The 18,862-nt window shown below is 72.4% G+C and carries 17 protein-coding genes; 7 read left to right on the forward strand and 10 right to left on the reverse strand.

What is annotated here, in order from left to right:
• Positions 1 to 45: 45 nt before the first annotated feature.
• Both IE311_RS05255 and IE311_RS05260 read right to left on the reverse strand, forming a co-directional pair.
• On the reverse strand, positions 46 to 1,686 hold the full coding sequence (locus IE311_RS05255) for a solute symporter family protein (protein WP_189830382.1): 1,641 nt from the start codon (positions 1,684 to 1,686) through the stop codon (positions 46 to 48).
• On the reverse strand, positions 1,683 to 2,057 hold the full coding sequence (locus IE311_RS05260) for a DUF485 domain-containing protein (protein ID WP_189830383.1): 375 nt from the start codon (positions 2,055 to 2,057) through the stop codon (positions 1,683 to 1,685). Before IE311_RS05260 ends, IE311_RS05255 begins: the two co-directional genes overlap by 4 nt.
• Positions 2,058 to 2,331: 274 nt before the next feature.
• Between IE311_RS05260 and IE311_RS05265 the strand changes: the two genes are divergently transcribed.
• Positions 2,332 to 3,870 (forward strand): S8 family peptidase, encoded by a 1,539-nt coding sequence (locus IE311_RS05265; protein ID WP_189830384.1) that lies wholly within the window; start codon positions 2,332 to 2,334, stop codon positions 3,868 to 3,870.
• 83 nt (positions 3,871 to 3,953) lie between these two features.
• Positions 3,954 to 5,267 carry a CoA transferase gene (locus IE311_RS05270; protein ID WP_189830385.1) on the forward strand — a complete coding sequence of 438 codons (1,314 nt, stop codon included), beginning with the start codon at positions 3,954 to 3,956 and terminating at the stop codon, positions 5,265 to 5,267.
• On the opposite strand, the gene IE311_RS05275 is transcribed toward IE311_RS05270, so the two are convergent.
• The 8 genes from IE311_RS05275 to IE311_RS05310 form a co-directional block, all read right to left on the reverse strand.
• Positions 5,257 to 6,300, reverse strand: coding sequence for a zinc-dependent alcohol dehydrogenase family protein (locus IE311_RS05275; RefSeq protein ID WP_189830386.1), 1,044 nt, complete (start codon positions 6,298 to 6,300; stop codon positions 5,257 to 5,259). The two genes, IE311_RS05270 and IE311_RS05275, sit on opposite strands and share 11 nt — an antisense overlap.
• Before the next feature lie 18 nt (positions 6,301 to 6,318).
• The gene (locus IE311_RS05280; protein ID WP_189830387.1) at positions 6,319 to 6,951 is read right to left on the reverse strand and encodes a lysoplasmalogenase; all 633 of its coding nucleotides are present in this window, start codon (positions 6,949 to 6,951) and stop codon (positions 6,319 to 6,321) included.
• Positions 6,948 to 7,853, reverse strand: a complete 906-nt coding sequence (locus IE311_RS05285; protein ID WP_189830388.1) for a sterol desaturase family protein — start codon at positions 7,851 to 7,853, stop codon at positions 6,948 to 6,950. The genes IE311_RS05280 and IE311_RS05285 overlap by 4 nt, the downstream gene beginning before the upstream one ends.
• 114 nt (positions 7,854 to 7,967) lie before the next feature.
• Positions 7,968 to 8,696, reverse strand: coding sequence for a VIT1/CCC1 transporter family protein (locus tag IE311_RS05290; RefSeq protein ID WP_189830389.1), 729 nt, complete (start codon positions 8,694 to 8,696; stop codon positions 7,968 to 7,970).
• Between the two features lie 24 nt (positions 8,697 to 8,720).
• Entirely contained in the window at positions 8,721 to 9,947 is a 1,227-nt protein-coding gene (locus tag IE311_RS05295; protein ID WP_189830390.1) for an amidohydrolase family protein, read from the reverse strand.
• Complete coding sequence (locus IE311_RS05300; RefSeq protein WP_189830391.1) at positions 9,944 to 11,230, reverse strand: amidohydrolase family protein; 1,287 nt, start codon at positions 11,228 to 11,230, stop codon at positions 9,944 to 9,946. The genes IE311_RS05295 and IE311_RS05300 overlap by 4 nt, the downstream gene beginning before the upstream one ends.
• A gap of 10 nt (positions 11,231 to 11,240) precedes the next feature.
• Positions 11,241 to 12,125 carry an SDR family NAD(P)-dependent oxidoreductase gene (locus IE311_RS05305; protein ID WP_189830392.1) on the reverse strand — a complete coding sequence of 295 codons (885 nt, stop codon included), beginning with the start codon at positions 12,123 to 12,125 and terminating at the stop codon, positions 11,241 to 11,243.
• Positions 12,125 to 12,922: an acetoacetate decarboxylase family protein gene (locus tag IE311_RS05310; RefSeq protein ID WP_189830393.1), complete on the reverse strand. Its 798-nt coding sequence runs from the start codon at positions 12,920 to 12,922 to the stop codon at positions 12,125 to 12,127. The genes IE311_RS05305 and IE311_RS05310 overlap by 1 nt, the downstream gene beginning before the upstream one ends.
• A gap of 96 nt (positions 12,923 to 13,018) precedes the next feature.
• Between IE311_RS05310 and IE311_RS05315 the strand changes: the two genes are divergently transcribed.
• From IE311_RS05315 to IE311_RS05335, 5 genes are all read left to right on the forward strand, one after another.
• Complete coding sequence (locus IE311_RS05315) at positions 13,019 to 13,675, forward strand: TetR/AcrR family transcriptional regulator (protein WP_189830394.1); 657 nt, start codon at positions 13,019 to 13,021, stop codon at positions 13,673 to 13,675.
• 258 nt (positions 13,676 to 13,933) lie between these two features.
• Positions 13,934 to 16,570 (forward strand): MXAN_6230/SCO0854 family RING domain-containing protein, encoded by a 2,637-nt coding sequence (locus IE311_RS05320; protein WP_189830395.1) that lies wholly within the window; start codon positions 13,934 to 13,936, stop codon positions 16,568 to 16,570.
• 71 nt (positions 16,571 to 16,641) lie between these two features.
• A complete protein-coding gene (locus IE311_RS05325) occupies positions 16,642 to 17,628 on the forward strand; it encodes a DEDDh family exonuclease (RefSeq protein WP_189830396.1) in 987 nt (328 codons plus the stop codon).
• Between the two features lie 63 nt (positions 17,629 to 17,691).
• Positions 17,692 to 17,925: a hypothetical protein gene (locus IE311_RS05330; protein WP_189830397.1), complete on the forward strand. Its 234-nt coding sequence runs from the start codon at positions 17,692 to 17,694 to the stop codon at positions 17,923 to 17,925.
• A 105-nt stretch (positions 17,926 to 18,030) separates the two neighbouring features.
• Complete coding sequence (locus IE311_RS05335; RefSeq protein WP_189830398.1) at positions 18,031 to 18,861, forward strand: SURF1 family cytochrome oxidase biogenesis protein; 831 nt, start codon at positions 18,031 to 18,033, stop codon at positions 18,859 to 18,861.
• The last annotated feature ends 1 nt before the right edge of the window (position 18,862 follow it).

Consider the following 18,862-nt stretch of genomic DNA (forward strand, 5'->3'; position numbering starts at 1 on the left):
GGCCGGTGATTCGCTGCGGAACGTATACGACCGACTGCGCTCCGGTCAGTGCTTGACCGCGGCGGCGACCCCCACTCCGGTGAGGGACTTGACCTCGAGCTCCGCGTACTTGCCCGCGTCCGGCTCCTCCTTGGAGAAGAGCGAGCCCAGCCAGCCGAGGAGGAAGCCGAGCGGGATCGAGACGAGGCCGGGGTTCTCCAGCGGGAACCAGTGGAAGTCCACACCCTTGAACATCGACGTCGGAGCGCCGGAGACGACCGGCGAGAAGAGGACGAGGACGACGGAGGAGATCAGACCGCCGTAGATCGACCAGAGCGCGCCCTGGGTGGTGAACCGCTTCCAGAACAGTGAGTAGAGGATCGTCGGCAGGTTGGCCGAGGCGGCGACCGCGAAGGCGAGGGCGACCAGTCCGGCGACGTTGAGGTCGCGGGCGAGGGCGCCGAGGGCGATCGAGACGATGCCGATGAGGACGGTGGACCAGCGGGCGGCCCGCATCTCCTCCTTCTCGGTGGCCTTGCCGCGCTTGATCACGTTCGCGTAGATGTCGTGCGCGAAGGACGAGGACGAGGCGAGGGTCAGACCGGCGACCACGGCCAGGATGGTGGCGAAGGCGACGGCGGAGATCACGGCGAGGAGGATCGCGCCGCCGGTGGAGCCGGCACCGCCGCCGACCTCCAGGGCGGTGAGCGGGGCCGCGGTGTTGCCCGCCTTGTTGGACGCCTTGATGGTGTCGCCGCTGAGCAGGGCGGCGGCGCCGAAGCCGAGGACGATCGTCATCAGGTAGAAGGCGCCGATGATGCCGATGGCCCAGTTGACCGACTTGCGGGCGGCCTTGGCGGTCGGCACCGTGTAGAAGCGGATCAGGATGTGCGGCAGTCCGGCGGTGCCGAGGACGAGGGCGATGCCGAGGGAGATGAAGTCCAGCTTCGAGAGGGCGGAGACGCCGTACTTCAGGCCGGGCTCCAGGAAGGCGTCGCCCTTGCCGCTGTTGGTGGCGGCCGCGCCGAGCAGCTGCGAGAGGTTGAAGTCGAACTTCAGCAGGATGAGGAAGGTGATGAGGAGGGTGCCCGCGATGAGCAGGACGGCCTTCACCATCTGCACCCAGGTGGTGCCCTTCATGCCGCCGATGGTCACGTAGACGATCATCAGGACGCCGACGAGGGCGACGATCGCGACCTTGCCGCCGTCGCTGGTGATGCCGAGCAGCAGCGAGACGAGCACGCCCGCGCCCGCCATCTGCGCGAGCAGGTAGAAGATCGAGACGACGATGGTGGAGGTGCCGGCGGCGGTACGGACGGGCCGCTGGCGCATCCGGTAGGCGAGGACGTCGCCCATCGTGAACCGGCCTGAGTTGCGCAGGGGTTCGGCGACCAGGAGCAGGGCGACGAGCCAGGCGACGAGGAAGCCGATCGAGTAGAGGAAGCCGTCGTAGCCGTAGAGGGCGATGGCGCCGCTGATGCCCAGGAAGGACGCGGCGGACATGTAGTCGCCGGAGATGGCGAGGCCGTTCTGGAAGCCGGTGAACTGGCCTCCGCCCGCGTAGAAGTCGGCGGCGCTGCGGGTCTGCCGGCCGGCCCAGACGGTGATGACCAGCGTCGCGACGACGAAGGCGCCGAAGAGGGCGATGATCAGGGGTCGGTGCTCGCTGGTGGCGTTGCCCGCCGCGAGCAGGACGGGGGTGCTCATGCTTCGCCCTCCATGCGCTCTCTGATGACCTCGGCCTTGGGGTCGAGCCGGTTCGCCGCGTGCCGCGAGTAGAGCCAGGCGATGAGGAACGTGGTGGCGAACTGGCCGAGGCCGAGGACGAGCGCCACGTTGATGTTGCCGAAGACCTTGGTGCCCATGAAGCCGCCCGCGTAGTTGGAGAGCAGCACGTACAGCAGGTACCAGGCGATGAAGGCCAGCGTGAGCGGGAAGGCGAAGGAGCGGTAGGTGCGGCGGAGTTCGCCGAACTCCTCGCCCTCCTGCACCTCGACGAACTGTTCCGTCGTGGGCGAAACGGGAGCCGATGGGGCCTCCGTCCCGTTTCTGGGCGGCGGCGGTGCTTCGGTAGCCACGGAATCTCCTCGTGACGCGGGGGCGGACGGCATGGTCAAGGGGGCCTCACCGGGGGGTGCGGGAACAGGGGCTCCGGTCGGAGCGCCTCCCCTGCCCAACGGCACGGAGCGGAACGGGAAGCGGTTCACGCGAGGGATTTCTTCGGTCAGATCTTCATGAAGTCTTCTCAACTCATTGAATGGCCGGGAAGATCAGCGATAGCTTCGTTCGTCATGCACCTGTCCGCGCGCAAACCCGCGCGTGGGCAGTACATACGGATGATGTGGAGAACCCATGGCTCATCTGGGATCGAGGCGCGGCCGAGCTCTCGCTCTGCCGGTTGGTCTCGCGCTCACGGCCTCGCTCGGCTTCCTTCCCTCCGGCGCCGCCTCCGCCGCGGAACTGAGCGACGCACCGGCGGCGACCGTGACGACGGACGGCCCGAAGCTGTCGTACGTCGTGAACGTCGCGGGGGGCCGCTGGACCGCCTCCTCGGTGAAGAAGGCGATCGCCCGCGCCGGTGGCGAAGTGGTCGTCGCGTACGACCAGATAGGCGTGATAGTCGTCCACTCGCAGAACCCCGAGTTCGCGAAGACGATCCGCAAGGCCCACGGTGTGGTGTCGGCCGGCTCGACCCGTACCGCCCCGCTCTCCGCCCAGTCCGTCACCACCGTCGACGAGGGCGCGCAGACGCTCTCCGCGGCCGAGGCCAAGGCCGCCGCGGCCAGGGCGACGGACGAGCAGGACCCGCTGGAGCCCCTGCAGTGGGACCTCCCGGCGATCAAGGCCGACAAGGCCCACCAGAAGACCCTCGGCAGCAAGCGTGTCACCGTCGGTGTCATCGACACCGGTGTCGACGACACCCACCCGGACCTGGCGCCGAACTTCGACGCCAAGGCCTCCGCCAACTGCGTGTCCGGCAAGCCCGACACCACCCCCGGCTCGTGGCGCCCGAACCCGGGCGAGAGCGACCACGGCACCCACGTCGCCGGTACGATCGCCGCCGCCAAGAACGGCGTCGGCGTCACCGGTGTCGCCCCGGGCGTGAAGGTCTCCGGCATCAAGGTGTCCACCCCGGACGGCTTCTTCTACACGGAGGCCGTCGTCTGCGGCTTCGTGTGGGCGGCCGAGCACGGTGTCGACGTCACGAACAACAGCTACTACACCGACCCGTGGATGTTCGCCTGCAAGAACGACGAGGACCAGAAGGCCCTCATCGAGGCGGTCACCCGCGCGAGCCGCTACGCGGAGCGCAAGGGCACGGTCAACGTCGCGGCGGCCGGCAACTCCAAGTTCGACCTGGCGGCCGACTCGATCCTCGACAACAGCAGCCCGAACGACACCACTCCGGGCGACCGGGTCATCGACCCGAAGGTCTGCCTGGACTACCCCGGCATGCTGCCGGGCGTCGTCACGGTCTCCGCGACCGGAGCCAAGGACCTGAAGGCGTCCTACTCCAACTACGGTCTCGGCGTCATCGACATCGCCGCCCCCGGCGGTGACCGCACCGAGTACCAGACCCCGGACGCCCCGGCGGTCAACGGCCGCATCCTGTCGACCACGGTCAACGGCGGCTACAACTACAAGGCCGGTACGTCGATGGCCGCGCCGCACGTGGCGGGCGTCCTGGCGCTCATCAAGTCGACGCACCCGCACGCGAGCCCGGCGGCGCTGAAGGCCCTGCTGTACGCGCAGGCCGACAAGCAGACGTGCACCAACCCGTACGACATCGAGGGCGACGGCAAGATCGACGCCGTCTGCGAGGGTGGCAAGAACAAGAACGGCTTCTACGGAGCCGGTCTGATCGACGCGCTGGACGCCGTCCGCCGCTAGTCGACGAGTGACCCGACGAGGGCCCCGGTGTGGTGTACCGCACCGGGGCCCTTCGCATGGCACCGAGTGCCATAGTGCGGTGCATGGACAACGGCATGACGCATACGGTGCGCACGGGTACGGAGTTGCTGTGGTCGGCCCTCGGCGGTGATCCCGCTCTGGCGGACCGGGTGGAGTACGGCGGGTCCTCCGGGCTGCTGCCGGCCAGGCTGCCGGTGATGGAGCTGGCCCGGGCCTCCGTCGCGGTCGCCGGGCTCGCCGCCGTCGAACGGGCCGGGCTCCCCGGTCCCGTACGGGTGGACGACGGGGCCGTCGCCACCGCCTTCGTGAGCGAGCGTCATCTGCGGGTCGACGGGCGCGCGCCGGTGTCCTTCGCTCCCCTCTCCCGGTTCTGGCGGGCTGCCGACGGCTGGGTCCGCACCCACGCCAACTACCCGCACCACCGGGCCGCCCTGCTCGCCGCGCTCGGGGCGCGGGACGACTCGGTCGAGGCCGTCGCGGCGGCGATCGGCGAGCGGACGGCCGTCGAGGTCGAGGCGGCGGTGTACGCGGCCGGGGGCCTGGCCGTGGCCCTGCGCACCCCCGGCGAGTGGGCGGCGCACGCCCAGGGCCGCGAGGTGGCGGCCCGGCCGCTCCTGACCCGGGAGCGGCTCGACGAGGCTCCGCCCCGGCGCCGTACGGGCCCCTTGCGGGTCCTCGACCTGACCCGGGTGATCGCGGGCCCGGTCGCGACCCGGACGCTCGCGCTGCTCGGCGCGGACGTGCTGCGGATCGACCCGCCCGGCAACCCCGAACTGCCCGACCAGCACGCGGACACGGACGTCGGCAAGCGGACCGCCGCCCTCGATCTGGACCGCCCGTCGGACCGGCGCACCCTCGGCGAACTCCTGGACTCCGCCGATGTGCTGGTCACCGGCTACCGGCCGGGCGCGCTCGACCGCTTCGGCCTGCACCGCCCGGGGCTGGTCACCGCGCGGCTCTCCGCCTGGGGCGACTACGGACCGTGGGGCGGACGGCGCGGCTTCGACAGCCTGGTCCAGGTGGCGACCGGGATCGGCGTCGTCGAGGGCTCGGCGGAGCAGCCGGGCGCGCTGCCCGCGCAGGCCCTGGACCACGGCACCGGCTATCTGCTCGCGGCGGCGGTGCTGCGGTCCCTGACCGAGCAGGACCGGGACGGCGGCACCCGGCTCGTCCGGCTCGCCCTCGCCCAGACGGGCCACTGGCTGACCCACACCCTGCCCCGGTACGAGCCCGAGCGGTACGTCACCGCGTCGGAGGGTCCGCTGGGGCGGCTGCGGCACGCCGTGTCGCCCGTCGCGTACGAGGGCGGCCCGGCGGGCTGGTCGCGCCCGCCGGGCCTGCCCGGGGCCGATGACCCGGTGTGGACTACGGCTTGACGAGGACCTTGAGCGCGGTGCGCTCGTCCATCGCCTTGTAGCCGCCCGGGACGCCGTCGAGGCCGACGGTGAGGTCGAAGACCGGGGACGGGTCGACGGTGCCGTCCAGGATGTCAGGGAGGAGCTCGGGGATGTACGCGCGCACGGGGGCGACGCCGCCGCGCAGCGCGATGTTCCGGTCGAACATCACGGACAGGTCGAGGCCGGTGCCGCTGCCGTGCGGGACGCCGACGTAGCCGATGGAGCCGCCGTCGCGGGTGATGGCGACGGCGGTCCGCATGGACTGCTCGGTGCCGACGGCCTCGATGACGCCGTGGGCGCCCTGGCCGCCGGTCAGCTCGCGGACGGCGGCCTCGGCGGCCTCGCCGCGCTCGGCGACGACGTCGGTCGCGCCGAAGAGACGGGCGATGTCGGTACGGGTGGTGTGGCGGCCGAGGGCGATGATCCGCTCGGCGCCGAGGCGCTTGGCCGCGAGGACGCCGCAGAGGCCGACGGCTCCGTCGCCGACGACGGCGACGGTGGAGCCCGGCTTCACGCCGGCGCCGAGGGCCGCGTGGTGGCCGGTGCCCAGGACGTCGGAGAGGGCGAGCAGCGCGGTGAGGAGCCGGTCGTCGGAGGCGGCGTCGGCGGGGAGCTTGACGAGGGTGCCGTCGGCGAAGGGGACGCGGACGGCCTCGCCCTGGCCGCCGTCGGAGCCGACCGAACCCCAGAAGCCGCCGCTCGGGCAGGAGGTCTGGAGTCCCTCGGCGCAGTAGTCGCAGGTGCCGTCGGACCAGACGAAGGGGGCGACGACGAGGTCGCCCGCGGCGAAGCCGGTGACCTCGGAGCCGGCCGCCTCGACGATGCCGAGGAACTCGTGGCCGATGCGCTGGCCGGGCTGCCGGGCGGACTCACCGCGGTAGGCCCAGAGGTCGCTGCCGCAGACGCAGGCGCGCAGGACGCGGACGACGACGTCGGTGGGATCCTGCACCACCGGGTCGGGCACGTCCTCCACGCGCATGTCGAACGGGGCGTGGATGGTGGTGGCGCGCATGGTGGACGGTCCTTGCTGTCAGACGTTTGTACGACGTTCACCGTACATCGCGCGGAGCGCTCCCGCCGTCAGCAGGTACTGCGCCGCGATGTAGGTCAGCATGACCCAGAAGTCGGGCACCGGCAGCCGGGGCCAGTCGGCGATCCCGGTGGCGATGAGGGTGTCGGACAGCAGGAACAGGGCGCCGCCCGCTCCGGCGAGGAGTCCGAGGGAGCTCGCCCGGTACGCCATGGCGGTGAGGAGCAGCGAGTAGCCGGCGACCGGGACCCTCAGATCGGCGGGGAGGTCGGGCCAGAGGAGCAGGACGGTGCCGACGAGGGTCACGGCGTACAGGACGCCGAGCGCCGGGGACGTGCGCCGTCGGCCGAAGAGGACGAGGTAGCAGACGTGCCCGGCGGCGAAGGAGGCCATGCCGGCGAGGAAGGCCCCGTCCGCGTCGGAGAGCAGCAGGACGTCGCCGCCCCAGCCGAAGAGCAGCGCGAGGGTCAGCGGCCTGGGGGCGCCCCGGGTGACGGCGTACGCGGCGAGCAACGGCATCAGGAACGGCTTGGCGATCCGGTGGCCGGGCTCGGCGCCGGCGAGCAGGGAGATCAGGTCGACGGCGGCCACGAGGGCGAAGGCGGCGAGCAGCACGCGGGAGGAGGTCTTCACGCGGCGCGCTCCGGGGTGACGGGGGTGGAAGAGGGGCCGGTGGGGGCGGGGCCGCCGGGAGCGGGGCCGGTGGGGGCGGGCTGCCAGCCGGGGCCGCGGAAGACCCGTCCCGCGCGCTCGCGCCAGTCGTGCGCGGCCTTCACGTCGCGGGCGATGGCGGCGTACTCGTGGGTGGCGACGCGCAGCGGGTTGTAGGTCTCGATGTTCTTGGTGAGTCCGTAGACGGGCCGGTCGGTCTCGCCGACCCAGGAGCCGAACACCCGGTCCCAGACGATGAGGATCCCGCCGAAGTTCCGGTCCAGGTAGCCGCCCTGGGAGGCGTGGTGGACCCGGTGGTGCGAGGGGGTGTTGAGGACGTACTCGAAGGGGCGGGGCAGCTTGCCGACGCGCTCGGTGTGGATCCAGAACTGGTAGACGAGGTTGACCGAGGAGCAGAAGGCGAGCGCGGCCGGGTGGACGCCGAGCGCGATCATCGGCAGATAGAACGGCCAGGAAGTGAAGCCGGTCCAGGGCTGGCGCAGGGCGGTGGAGAGGTTGAACCTGCGGCTGCTGTGGTGCACGACGTGGCTGGCCCACAGGACGCGGATGACGTGGTGCCCGCGGTGCGACCAGTAGTAGAAGAAGTCCTGGGCGAGCAGCATCAGCGGGATCGTCCACCACAGGACGGGCACCCGGAGCGGAGTGAGCTCGTGGACGGCCGCGTAGATCGCGACGATCGGGATCTTCCACACGAGGTCGACGAAGAGGCTCCCGAGTCCCATGCCGATGCTCGTGGCGGCGTCCTTGGCCTCGTATCCGGCGGCGTCGTCGTCGGGACGGAGGCGGTAGCTGACCATCTCGACGACGGTGAGCAGGACGAACGCCGGTATGGACCAGAGCACGACATCGGGCAGGTTCGGCATGCCGATGACGGTAGGGGTGAGGGTCGGGGTGCGGATAGACGTGGTTACCAACAAGTATGCGAGACGAGTTGTCAGCAAGCCTTGGAGCCTTCCGACAAGGACCCCCCGAGCGGCCTAGATCCCCGTCGCTCCCAGCAACGAACCGGCGCCGTAGGTGACCGCCATCGCCAGGGCGCCGCCCGCCACGTTGCGGAGGACGGCGCGGCCGGCGGGTGCCTCGCCCAGGCGGGCGCTCCACCAGCCGGTGAGGGCCAGGGCCGCGAGGACGGAGACGACCGTGACCCAGAGGCGGGCGGAAGCCGGGGGAAGGACGATCGCGAGGAGGGGCAGCAGGGCGCCGACGGTGAAGGCGAGGAAGCTCGCGGCGGCCGCGTGCCAGGGGATCGTGAGCCGGTCCGGGTCGATGCCCAGCTCCACGCGCGCGTGGGCGCGCAGGGCGTCGCGGGCGGTGAGCTGTTCGGCGGCCTCGCGGGCCACGTCGGCGGAGAGGCCGCGGGCCGCCAGGAGGCCGGTCAGTTCGGCGAGTTCCGCTTCCGGGTCCTCGCGCAGTTCGCGCTTCTCCTGGGCGAGGGCGGCCTCCTCGGAGTCGCGCTGGGTGGAGACCGAGACGTACTCCCCCGCCGCCATCGACATCGATCCGGCGAGCAGTCCCGCGAGACCGGCGGTGAGCAGCGCCGCCTGGGACTCGGTGGCGCCGGCGACGCCGACGACGAGGCCCGCGGTGGAGACGACTCCGTCGTTGGCTCCGAGCACGGCCGCCCGGAGCCAGTTGAGACGGGAGCCGAGGCCTCCGCCGTGGGCCTCGTGTGCGGAGGCGTCGGTGTCCTCGGGTGCGTCGGTCACGTCAGGAGCGTCGCACCCGGCGGGTCACCAGACGCGGACCGACCCGCCCGGGGCGAAGGCCGGGCTGGTGGCGCCCGCGGGGACCTCCTTCAGGGGTTCGGCGATCTCCTCGACCGTCGGCCCGTGGACGGCGGCGAGGGAATCGAGCAGCCGGAGGTCGAAGCCGTAGACACGGGCCGCGTTGCCGCCGACCATCGCCGCGACCTCCTCCCTGGGCAGCCCCGCGTAGGCGATCCGGAGTCCTTCCCTGGAGTAGGGGGTGGTGCCCTCGTCGTGCGGGTAGTCGCTGCCCCACATGATCTTGTCGAGGCCGATCCGGTCGCGCAGCGGCACCTCGTGGGGGCGCATGAAGCTCGCGCCGACGAAGCAGTTGTCGCGCCAGACCGTGCTGGGGCCCCGGCCCATGGCCTCGGCGAGGCCCGCGCCGAACTTCGACTCCGCGGTGGAGGCCTTCGTCGCGGCCGACACCAGGCGCCCGTGGTAGTAGTCCAGCATGTCGAGCACGCCCGGGATCCAGCCCGAGCCCTGCTCGGTGAGGACCAACTTGAGCCCCGGGTTGCGCCGGAAGGCCCCGCCGAACACCAGGTGCCAGAGCGCCCGGTGCGAGAACCAGGTGGTCTCCACCATGAAGACCGCCCGGGCGGCCGGTTCGTCGCCCAGCGGCGGCGAGGCGGAACCGCCGTGGTGGTTGACGGGGACGTCGAGCTCGGCGCAGACCGCCCAGATCGGGTCGTACGCCTCCGAGTACAGCTCGGGCACGGTCGAGCCCGGCGGGACCCCGGGCAGCAGGACGCCGCCGGTGAGCCCGGCCTCGCGGGTGCGGCGGATCTCGGCGACCGCCGCGTCCACGTCGTTGAGGAGGATCTGTGCCACTCCCGCCCTGCGCCCCGGCGCGGCCGCGCAGAAGTCGGCCAGCCAGCGGTTGTGCGCCTGCAGCCCGGCCCAGCGCTGCTCGTACTCGGCCGCGGTGGGCGGCTGGGCCATCAGGGAGGCCTTGGGGAAGAACGGCGGGACGGTGTTGGGGAAGACGACCTCGGCGACGATGCCGTCCGCCTCCAGCTCGCGCAGCCGGCGCTCGGAGTTCCAGTTGCGGTCGGCGGTGTCGGCGAGCAGGTCCTCGTACGGGTTGACGTAGGAGGCGGCCCAGGCGTCGAAGGCCTCGTGGTGCTTCCTCTCCAGGTACGGCCGGTAGTCGAGGAGGTCGGCGCCGGCGTGGCAGTCGGCCGAGACGACCGTGTAGCGGTCCGTCACGGCGTGACCCCCAGGACCGGGAAGTCGTGGTCGGTCAGCCAGTGGCGGCCGACCTCGCGGGAGCGGGCCCAGGAGGCCTCCACCGCGGTCTGGTCGGCGGGCTGGCCGAGGTCGGCGGGGGTGGGGCCGATGCGCCGGGCGATCGGATCCAGTGCGCGGACGTCGAATCCGAAGACCTCGGCCGCCGAAAGACCCAGCATCCGGCGCGTCTCCGCCACCGGGATGTCGTGGAAGGTCTTCCGGAGCCACGCGCGCGTGTCGGGCCAGGTGCCCTCCGGGTGCGGGAAGTCCGAGCCCCACAGGATGTTGTCGACGCCGATCTCGTACCGCTGGGCGAGCTCGCGCCGCTTGGTGTTGGTGGCGCAGACGAAGACCTGCCGGTCCAGGTACTCGCTCGGCGGCCGCTTCAGTTCCGCGAACGGGGACAGCTTCTTGCCGCCGTGTGCGCCGAGGTAGAGCCGGTCCATGAACCAGAGCAGGTTCGGCAGCCACCAGCAGCCGGACTCGGCGACCCCGAACCGCAGTCCGGGGTGACGCTCGAAGACGCCCGACCAGAGCAGGAACCACAGGGGCCTGGCCGGCCACCAGGTGACCTCGGAGACATAGATGCCGAGGTGGTCGCCGTACTCCTCGCGGGGCGCGGCGCCGGAGTGGGTGACCAGCGGCATCCCGGTCTCGGCGGCGGCCGCCCAGACCGGGTCGTAGCGCCGGTCGTGGTACGGCTCCTTGTCCACCCACATGGAGGGGATCATCAGCGCCCCGAGCCCGGACTCCCTGGCTCGGTGGATCTCGGCGACGACCGCGGCGGGCTCCGCGGTGATCGGCAGCAGCGCCACCCCGCAGTGCCGTTCGGGGTTCTGTCCGACGAAGTCGGCGAGCCAGCGGTTGTGCGCCTGCGCGCCCGCCATGCCCAGCTCCGGGTCCTGGTCGCCGGAGAGGCCGAGGCCGACGCCGAAGGGGGCTGCGGTCCGGCTGTCGACGGCGTCCGCGTCGGGGAAGACCACCTCGGCGGCGACCCCGTCGCCGTCGAGCTCCTTGAGTCGCTGCACGGCGTCCCAGCCGCCGCGCAGCCCCTCCTCGTTGTCGTGGAACCACTTGTCGGCGAAGGCCTCGTTGCGTACGCCGAGCCGGGTCATGGCCTCCCGGCGCGCCTCGCGTCCGGAGAGGAACTCGTCGAACGCGCGGTGGAAGCGGGAGTCGAGATAGGGCCGGTACTCCTCGGTGGGCAGCCCGGCGTGGCAGTCGGAGGAGATGATCAGATACGGATCGTTCGGATCGGCCATCGGGGCCCCCTCAGTCGAGAATGAAGCTCTCCAGGTACGACGGGTCGGCGCGGTCGAGCATCGACCGCGAGCGCGCCCGGATCTGCCGGTCGCTGTGCTCGCTCTCCGGCAGCATCCAGAAGCGGTCGGCGCGGATGCCGTCGACGACGTGCTCGGCGACCTCCTCCACCGGGGTGAAGGCCACCTCGTGCCCGGCCTCCTTCATCGCGGCCTCCCACTGGTCGAGGCTGCGGTACGGGGTCCTGCGCGGCCGCTCCTTGGCGTACCGCTCGGGCCGGTTGCGGTGCGACTCCCACAGGCCGGTGCGGAGCATGTGCGGGCCGGGGAAGAGCACGGACGCCCCCACGCGCGCGTGCTCCGCCCTCAGATGGGCGTACAGCGACTCGGTCATGGTGACCACGGCCGCCTTGGTGACGGCGTACACGGAGGCGGTGGGCAGCGGGGCGATGCCGCCGTCGCCGGAGGAGGTGTTGACGACATGGCCGGGCTCGCCGCCGGCGAGCATGCGGGGGACGAAGGCCTGGATGCCGTGGAAGACGCCCCAGACGTTGACGGAGAAGGCCCATTTCCAGTCGTTGGGCTCGTGTTCCCACATGCGGCCCTCGGCTCCGGAGCCGACGCCCGCGTTGTTGCAGAGGACGTGGACGGCGCCGAAGGCGTCGTACGCGGCGTCCGCGAACGCCCGGACGTCGTCGGGGTCGGAGACGTCGACGGTCCGGGCGAGGACCTGCGCCCCGCCCTCCGTCAGCCCTTCGGCGGCCTCGGCGAGCGCGCCCGCCTCGACGTCCCCGAGCACCACGGCCAGGCCCTCGGCGGCGAAGCGGCGGGCCATGGCGAGTCCGATGCCGCTCGCCGCGCCGGTGACGACGGCGACCTGTCCCGGCCGCAGCTCCATCAGGCGCTCCCTTCCGGGGGGCCGTCGAGGATCTGCTGAGGGTCGTCGTACCGCTGGTGGATGTACGGCAGGAGGGCCTGGGCGCTGACCCGTTCCGCGACCCGCCCCTTCTGGTCGGTGGTCTTCTCGCCGAGGGTGATCTCGACGATCCGGCGGACGGGGAGGTCGGCGACGGGGTCGTACATGGACTCGCGCAGGACGACGTCCCCGGTGATCCGTTCCAGTTTCCGCACCTTCTCGTTCCGGACGCAGTGGACGAGGACGGGGTCGGCGTCGAAGCCGGTGCCGTCCACACCCGGCAGGAACTTGAAGTAGAAGTCGGTCTTCTCGGTGGGCCCGGGCGTGGGCAGCGGGCCGGAGACCGCGCCGCGCACCTCGACGAAGGCGATGCCGTGCCGGGCGAGCGAGGCCCGGACGACGAGCCCGTCGCGTTCGACGAGGACCTCGCCGAGCTTCTTCGGTTCGCCGAAGACCTCACGACCGCCGACCAGGGCCCGCTCGTGGGTCATCGGCATGACGAGCGGATACCAGCCCTCCTGGTCGCCGTGGGCGGCGGCGACGGCGACCGAGCCGGCGCCGAGGGGGTAGCCGGGCAGGTCGACCCGGGAGATGTTGGCGCGGACGAGGGGACGTGCGGTGGGTTTCAGCGGGGGCGGCAGAACCGCCGCGACGACGTCCGGATCGGTCTCCCAGACGGCGACCACTCCGGTGGACCAGATGTCGGGAAGCTTCGCGCTCTTCGTGCGGGCCGCCGTGATCTCGGCGTCGTCGCGTGCCCCGTACCGTACTCGTGCCATGAGGTACCGCCCTTCATGGAGTCGGGTCTGTAACAGAGTTACACCGGCGACGATGAAGGGTAAATAGGCGTGCACGGGCCAGAGTTGGGGGATCGGATGGCGCGCACCGCACTCACCCGCGAGGAGGTCCTGGAGACCGCCGCCGCTCTGGTGAAGCAGCACGGCCCCGCCGCCCTCACCATGCGCAGGCTCGCCGCCGAGCTCGGCACCGCGGTCACCTCGATCTACTGGCACGTCGGCAACCGGGAGTCCCTGCTCGACGCGCTGGTCGAGCGGACGGTCGCCGACCTCGCCGCGATCACCCCGCACGGCCGCACCCCCGCCGCCCGGATCGTCTCCGTCGCCCGCGCCCTCCGCCGCGAACTCCGGGCGCGTCCCCATCTGGTCGCGATGGTCCACGAACGGGGCCTGACCGAGCGGATGTTCCTGCCCGCCCAGCGCGCGCTGGCCCAGGAGGTCCACGCGGCGGGCCTGCGCGGCGCACGGGCCGCGGAGGTGGTGCGGGCCGTGCAGGTCCAGGTCGTCGGCCATGTCCTGGTCGAGCGCAACCGGGAACGCTCCCCCGCCCAGTCGCCCGCCGAGACGGAGCTCTGGCAGACGGCGACGACGGACCCGCCCGACCCCGCCCTCACCCGCGCCCTGGCCGCCCCGGTCGACCCGGAGCGGCTCTTCGTGACCTCCGTACGGGCCTTGGTGAACGGCCTGTTGGGATCCCACGGCCCGACCCCGGACCGGCCTGACCCCACCGCCTGACCCGGACCGGCCGGACCCCACGGCCCGACCCGGACCGGCCGGACCCACGGCCCGACCCGGACCCCCGGGACCCCACGGCCGTCCCCGGATCGACGCGACGGATTAATTCGTTGGCACACGCGTGCGGTGCCGTCCTAGAGTCGGCGCACGCGGGGACGGCTCCGCAAGCGTGCTTCCTTCTCCTCTTTCTACGACATCCGTAGCGCGCTCACTCTCCGTCTCCCGCCCTCTCTTCCCCTCCCTTCTGGAGATCCCTTTTTGTCTGTGGTGTCGTCCGTCCTGCTCCGCCGTCTCCGTACGGTCTACGTCGATCAGGCCGGGCCCCGCCCCGGCGATCCCTCCACCATCGAGGGCCTCACCGCCCTGGAGGCCGAGCTCCTGGACCGGGGTTTCGCCCCCACCGCCGAGTTGCGGGCCGCACTCGCCTGGCTCGGCCCCGCGGGGCTCGCGGACGCGGGCCACGGGCTCCTCTCCCGGCTCGACGCCGAACTGGGCGCGGACCGCCCGCACATGCCGCTGTTCCGCTCCTTCCCGGCCTCCGTCCCCGACGACACCGCGGCCCTGTACGTCGACCGGGTGCTCACGCTGCTACTGCAGTGGCCGAACCAGCCGTGCGTGCTGTGCGGCACGGCCGGCAGCGTCCACGCCGTGGCGCCCTGCGCCCATCTGGCGTGCGGGATCTGCTGGGACGGCGCCGAGTACACGGGCTGCCCGATCTGCCACCGGCGCATCGACCCCGAGGACCCGTTCCTGACGCCCCCGGCCGCGGCCGACCGGGCCCCCGACCCCGGGAACGCCGGGGACGAAGGGGAGGCCGACGACGAGGAGCCTTCCACAGCCGGTCCGCTGCGCCTCCTCGCGCTCGGGCGCGACCTGCCCGGCGACGTGGTCACCGCGCTGCTGACCCTCCTCGCCCGGCGCACCCCGCTCTCCCCCGGCGACCGCGACGACCTGAAGCTCCTCCTCGCCCACGCGCCCGCCTCCCTCGACTGGCTGCCCGCCGACATCCCCGTACGGGCGACCAAGGCCCTGCTCCTGGGATCCCTCTGGCTCGACCGGACCAGGCGGGCGGCCGTGGAGGAGGAGCTGGACCGCCGGCTGACCACCGCCACCGACGTCCTGCGGCTGCTGGCCGTACGGTCGGGCGGGGAGGCCGACCTGCTGGAGCCCCGGCGGTTCCTCTCGGTGCCGCGCCCGTTGCGCCGCCGGCTCCTCTCCCTCCTGGACGGACTCGACACCACCTCGCTGGTCGAGGACCTGCTGCGCCATCCGGGCCTGTGGAAGAAGGCCGCCGAGGTCCTCCATCCGTACGAGCGGCACGCCCGGCACCCCCGGGTCGCGATGGCCTTCGCGGTGCTGCGCGGCACCTCGCTCGACACCGGGGACGACCCGCTCGGCGAGGCGCTGCGGCGGACCGCCGCCGAGCACCCCCGGGTGGTACGGGTCGACGGCCTCCGTCTCAAGCCGCACACCTGGTCCGGCCGGGTCGAGACCGCCCTGGCCGACCGGGAGCCGGACACCGCGCTCGCGCTGCTCGCCCAGCGCCCCGGCGAGCTGGTGCGGCGCCTGGACCATCTGCTGCGCCTGTACGGCTCCGACACCCTCGACGAGCGCGTGGCCGGGACGCTGCGCCGCGCCCTGCCCGGCGCGGGCCCCGGTCCCCTGCTCTCGGCACTCGGGCGGCTGCGGATCCGCCATCTGCCGGGCGACCGGCGGGTGTTCTTCCCGCGCGGCCGGGTCACGCACGCGTGGACGACGGACGACCGGCGCGCGCCCCTGGCGTACCCGCTCTCCACGGAGGTCTGCCGGCTCCTCGAGAACGAGGTGCTGCGACGGCTCGGCGCCGCGCCCCGGTTCGACGTCGCCGTCCTGGACGCGGCGCTGTCCGGGCTCGCCGTGCCGTCCGCGGAGGGCGCCGCGGCCAAGGCCCTGGTGGCGGTGCCGCGCGGCTCGAACCAGCCGCTGCCCCGGGGCGAGGTCCTGCGGATGTTCCTGCACTGGACCCAGCCGGCCGGGACCCGGGTCGACCTGGACCTGTCGGTCGCGCTGTTCGACGCCGACTGGACGTACGTCGGGCTGTGCGACTTCACCCACCTCGTCCACGGGCTGCGGTCGGTCGTCCACTCCGGTGATCTGACCTCGGCGCCCGCGCCCAGGGGTGCGACCGAGTACGCCGACCTGGATCTGTCCGCTCTCGCCGACGAGGGTGTGCGCTTCGCGATGCCGATCGTCCTCAGCTACAACAACGTGCCGTTCGAACAGCTCCTGGACGCCTTCGCCGGATTCATGGCCCTGCCGTCCCGGGAGGGCAGGGACGCCGTCTACGACCCGAAGACGGTGCGCCAGCGGTACGACCTCGTGGGCGACTCCCAGGTCCATGTGCCGATGCTCGTCGATCTGGAGCACCGCACGTTCCTCTGGACGGATCTGCACCTGCCGGCGTCCGACGGCTTCCAGAGCGTGGGTTCGCACAGCGGGGAGCTCGCCCGGGTCGGCAAGGACCTCCACCAGTACTTCACCGCGGGGCGCACCACGCTGTGGGACCTGGCGGTCTGGCACGCCGCGGCCCGCACGGACGCGGTGCACGTGCTGCGGCGCGGCTACGGGGGTCCGGACGAGGTGTGGGGGTACGAACGGCGCCCGGCCGAGCCGGTGGAGGCCTTCGCGGACCGGATCCGGAGGTCCGGGGCGCCCGACCGGCGGAGCGCCGGCGCGGACGGGCCGAGGACGGCGGGGACGGTCGCGGACGGCCGGAGGGCCTTCCTGGCCCTCCTCGACGGGGACGTCGTACCCGACGGGGCCTCGGGCACCGTCTACCGGCTGTTGCCGGGCCCGGTGGACGGCTGCGGTCTCGAACAGGCCGCGGCCGGGGATCTGGTGGCACTGCTGGGCTGAGCCTCGTGGCCGGTTCCGGGGTCCTCCGGGGACACCGGGGACGGAGTTGTCCGTCGCGGGCCGTATTCTCATTGACCGTGCTTGACGACCGTACGACAGCAGCGACGTGGCCGGCCGCCTACCCGCAGGGGTACGCGGTCGTCGACGTGGAGACCACCGGACTCGCCCGCGACGACCGGATAGTCTCGGCTGCCGTCTACCGGCTGGACGCCCAGGGGAACGTCGAGGACCACTGGTACACCCTCGTCAATCCCGAGCGTGATCCCGGACCGGTCTGGGTCCACGGGCTGACCACGGACGTCCTGGAGGGCGCGCCGCTGTTCCCGGAGATCGCGGCGGAGTTCGCGGCCCGGCTCGACGGACGGGTGCTCGTCGCGCACAACGCGATGTTCGACTGGCAGATGATCGCCCGGGAGTACGCGCGCGCCGAGTCCGCCGCTCCGGTGCGGCAGCGGTTGTGCACGATCGCGCTCGCCAAGGAGCTGTCGCTGCCGCTGCCCAACCACAAGCTGGAGTCGCTGGCCGCGCACTTCGGCGTCGTGCAGCAGCGCGCGCACAACGCGCTGGACGACGCGCGGGTGCTGGCCGAGGCGTTCCGGCCGAGCCTGCACGCGGCGGCCGAGCGCAACGTACGGCTGCCGCTCCTGGAGTGCCGGCCGCTGACGGAGTGGGCCTCGTCGCCCGCGCAGCCCCTGATCGGCCGGCAGTCCGCGCACGGGTCCTCGTACCGGGCGAACAGCTGGCGTCCCTCGCGGAAGCGTCCGCCGTGCCCGCACCCCAACCCCGGCCGCTACGAGACGGACAAACCGCTCAAGCAGGGCATGCGGGTGGCCTTCTCCGGGGACACCTCCGTCGACCGGGAGCTCCTGGAGGACCGCACCGTCGACGCGGGGCTCCATGTCGCGGGCAGCGTCTCCCGGCTGACCAGCCTGCTGGTCACCAACGACCCGGACTCCGCCACCTCCAAGACGGTCAAGGCCAAGTCGTTCGGCACGCCGATCGTCGACGAGGCCGCCTACACCCAGCTGCTCAGGGACGTGGCCCCGGCAGACGGGTGACACCCCCGGCCCTGCGGGCGCGCCGAGCTGCGCGCGCCCGCCGGGAGCCCCACCCTGTGGCGCATGGCACGTTGTGAGGTCTGCGGAAACGATTACGGCATGTCCTTCGAGATTCACGCCCAGGGCGCGATCCATGTCTTCGATTGCTTCGCCTGCGCCATTCACCGCATGGCGCCCATCTGCGAGCACTGCCGGGTCCAGATCATCGGACAGGGCGTCGAGGTCGACGGCAGCTGGTACTGCGGCGGCCACTGCGCCCGCGCGGAGGGAAAGGTGGGCATCGTCGACAGGGTGTGACCGGACACGGTCCGGTCCATGTGAGGAAACGATCCCTTGACGGCTTTCGGCCCCCTTCGGCACCCGCCGCGAGGGGGCCTTTCGCCACGCTGTACCGTCGACGGCGTGTACCGCTTCCTGTTGTCCCGGCAGTGGGTGATCCTCACCCTGATCGCCCTCGCCCTCATCCCGACGATGATCGAACTGGGCTTCTGGCAATTCCACCGGCACGAACGCCGGGTCACCCAGAACTCCCTGATCGCGGACAACATCGCGGCGAAGCCGCTGCCGGTGGAGGAGCTCACGTCTCCCGGCCACACGGTCCCGCGCTCCGACTACTGGCGGCCCGCCACCGCCACCGGCACCTTCGACACCGCCCACGAGGTGGTCGTCCGCCGCCGCACCTCCTCCGACGACCGCATCGGCGTGCACATCCTGACCCCCATGGTCCTCCGGGACGGCCGGATCGTCCTGGTCAACCGCGGCTGGGTGCCCGCCGCCGCCGATCAGCACTCCTTCCCGCCGGTGCCGCCCGCCCCCAAGGGCGAGGTCACGATCACCGGCCGCCTCAAGGCCGACGAGACGACCGGCGCCAGCGGCATCAAGGACCTGAAGGGTCTGCCGGACCGCCAGGTCATGCTCATCAACAGCCGGCAGCAGGCCGGGCTCATCGGCGGCGAGGTGCTCGGCGGCTACCTGGAGCAGACCGAGCCCGCCCCCGCCGGGGACACCCCCGAACTGATCCCCGAACCCGACCACGACTCGATCGGCGCCCACATGGCGTACGCCGTGCAGTGGTGGCTCTTCGCGGCCGGGGTGCCCGTCGGCTGGGTGATCCTGGTCCGCCGGGAGAAGCTGGACCGGAAGGCCTCCGCCTCGTCCGACTCGCCCGGAAACGACGCCCCCGGAACCCCGGAGAAGGACCCGGAAGCGATCCAGGCCACTCCGTCCCTCTGAT

Source organism: Streptomyces zaomyceticus (genome assembly GCF_014656215.1).
In the GTDB taxonomy this organism is placed as follows: Bacteria; Actinomycetota; Actinomycetes; order Streptomycetales; family Streptomycetaceae; genus Streptomyces; species Streptomyces zaomyceticus.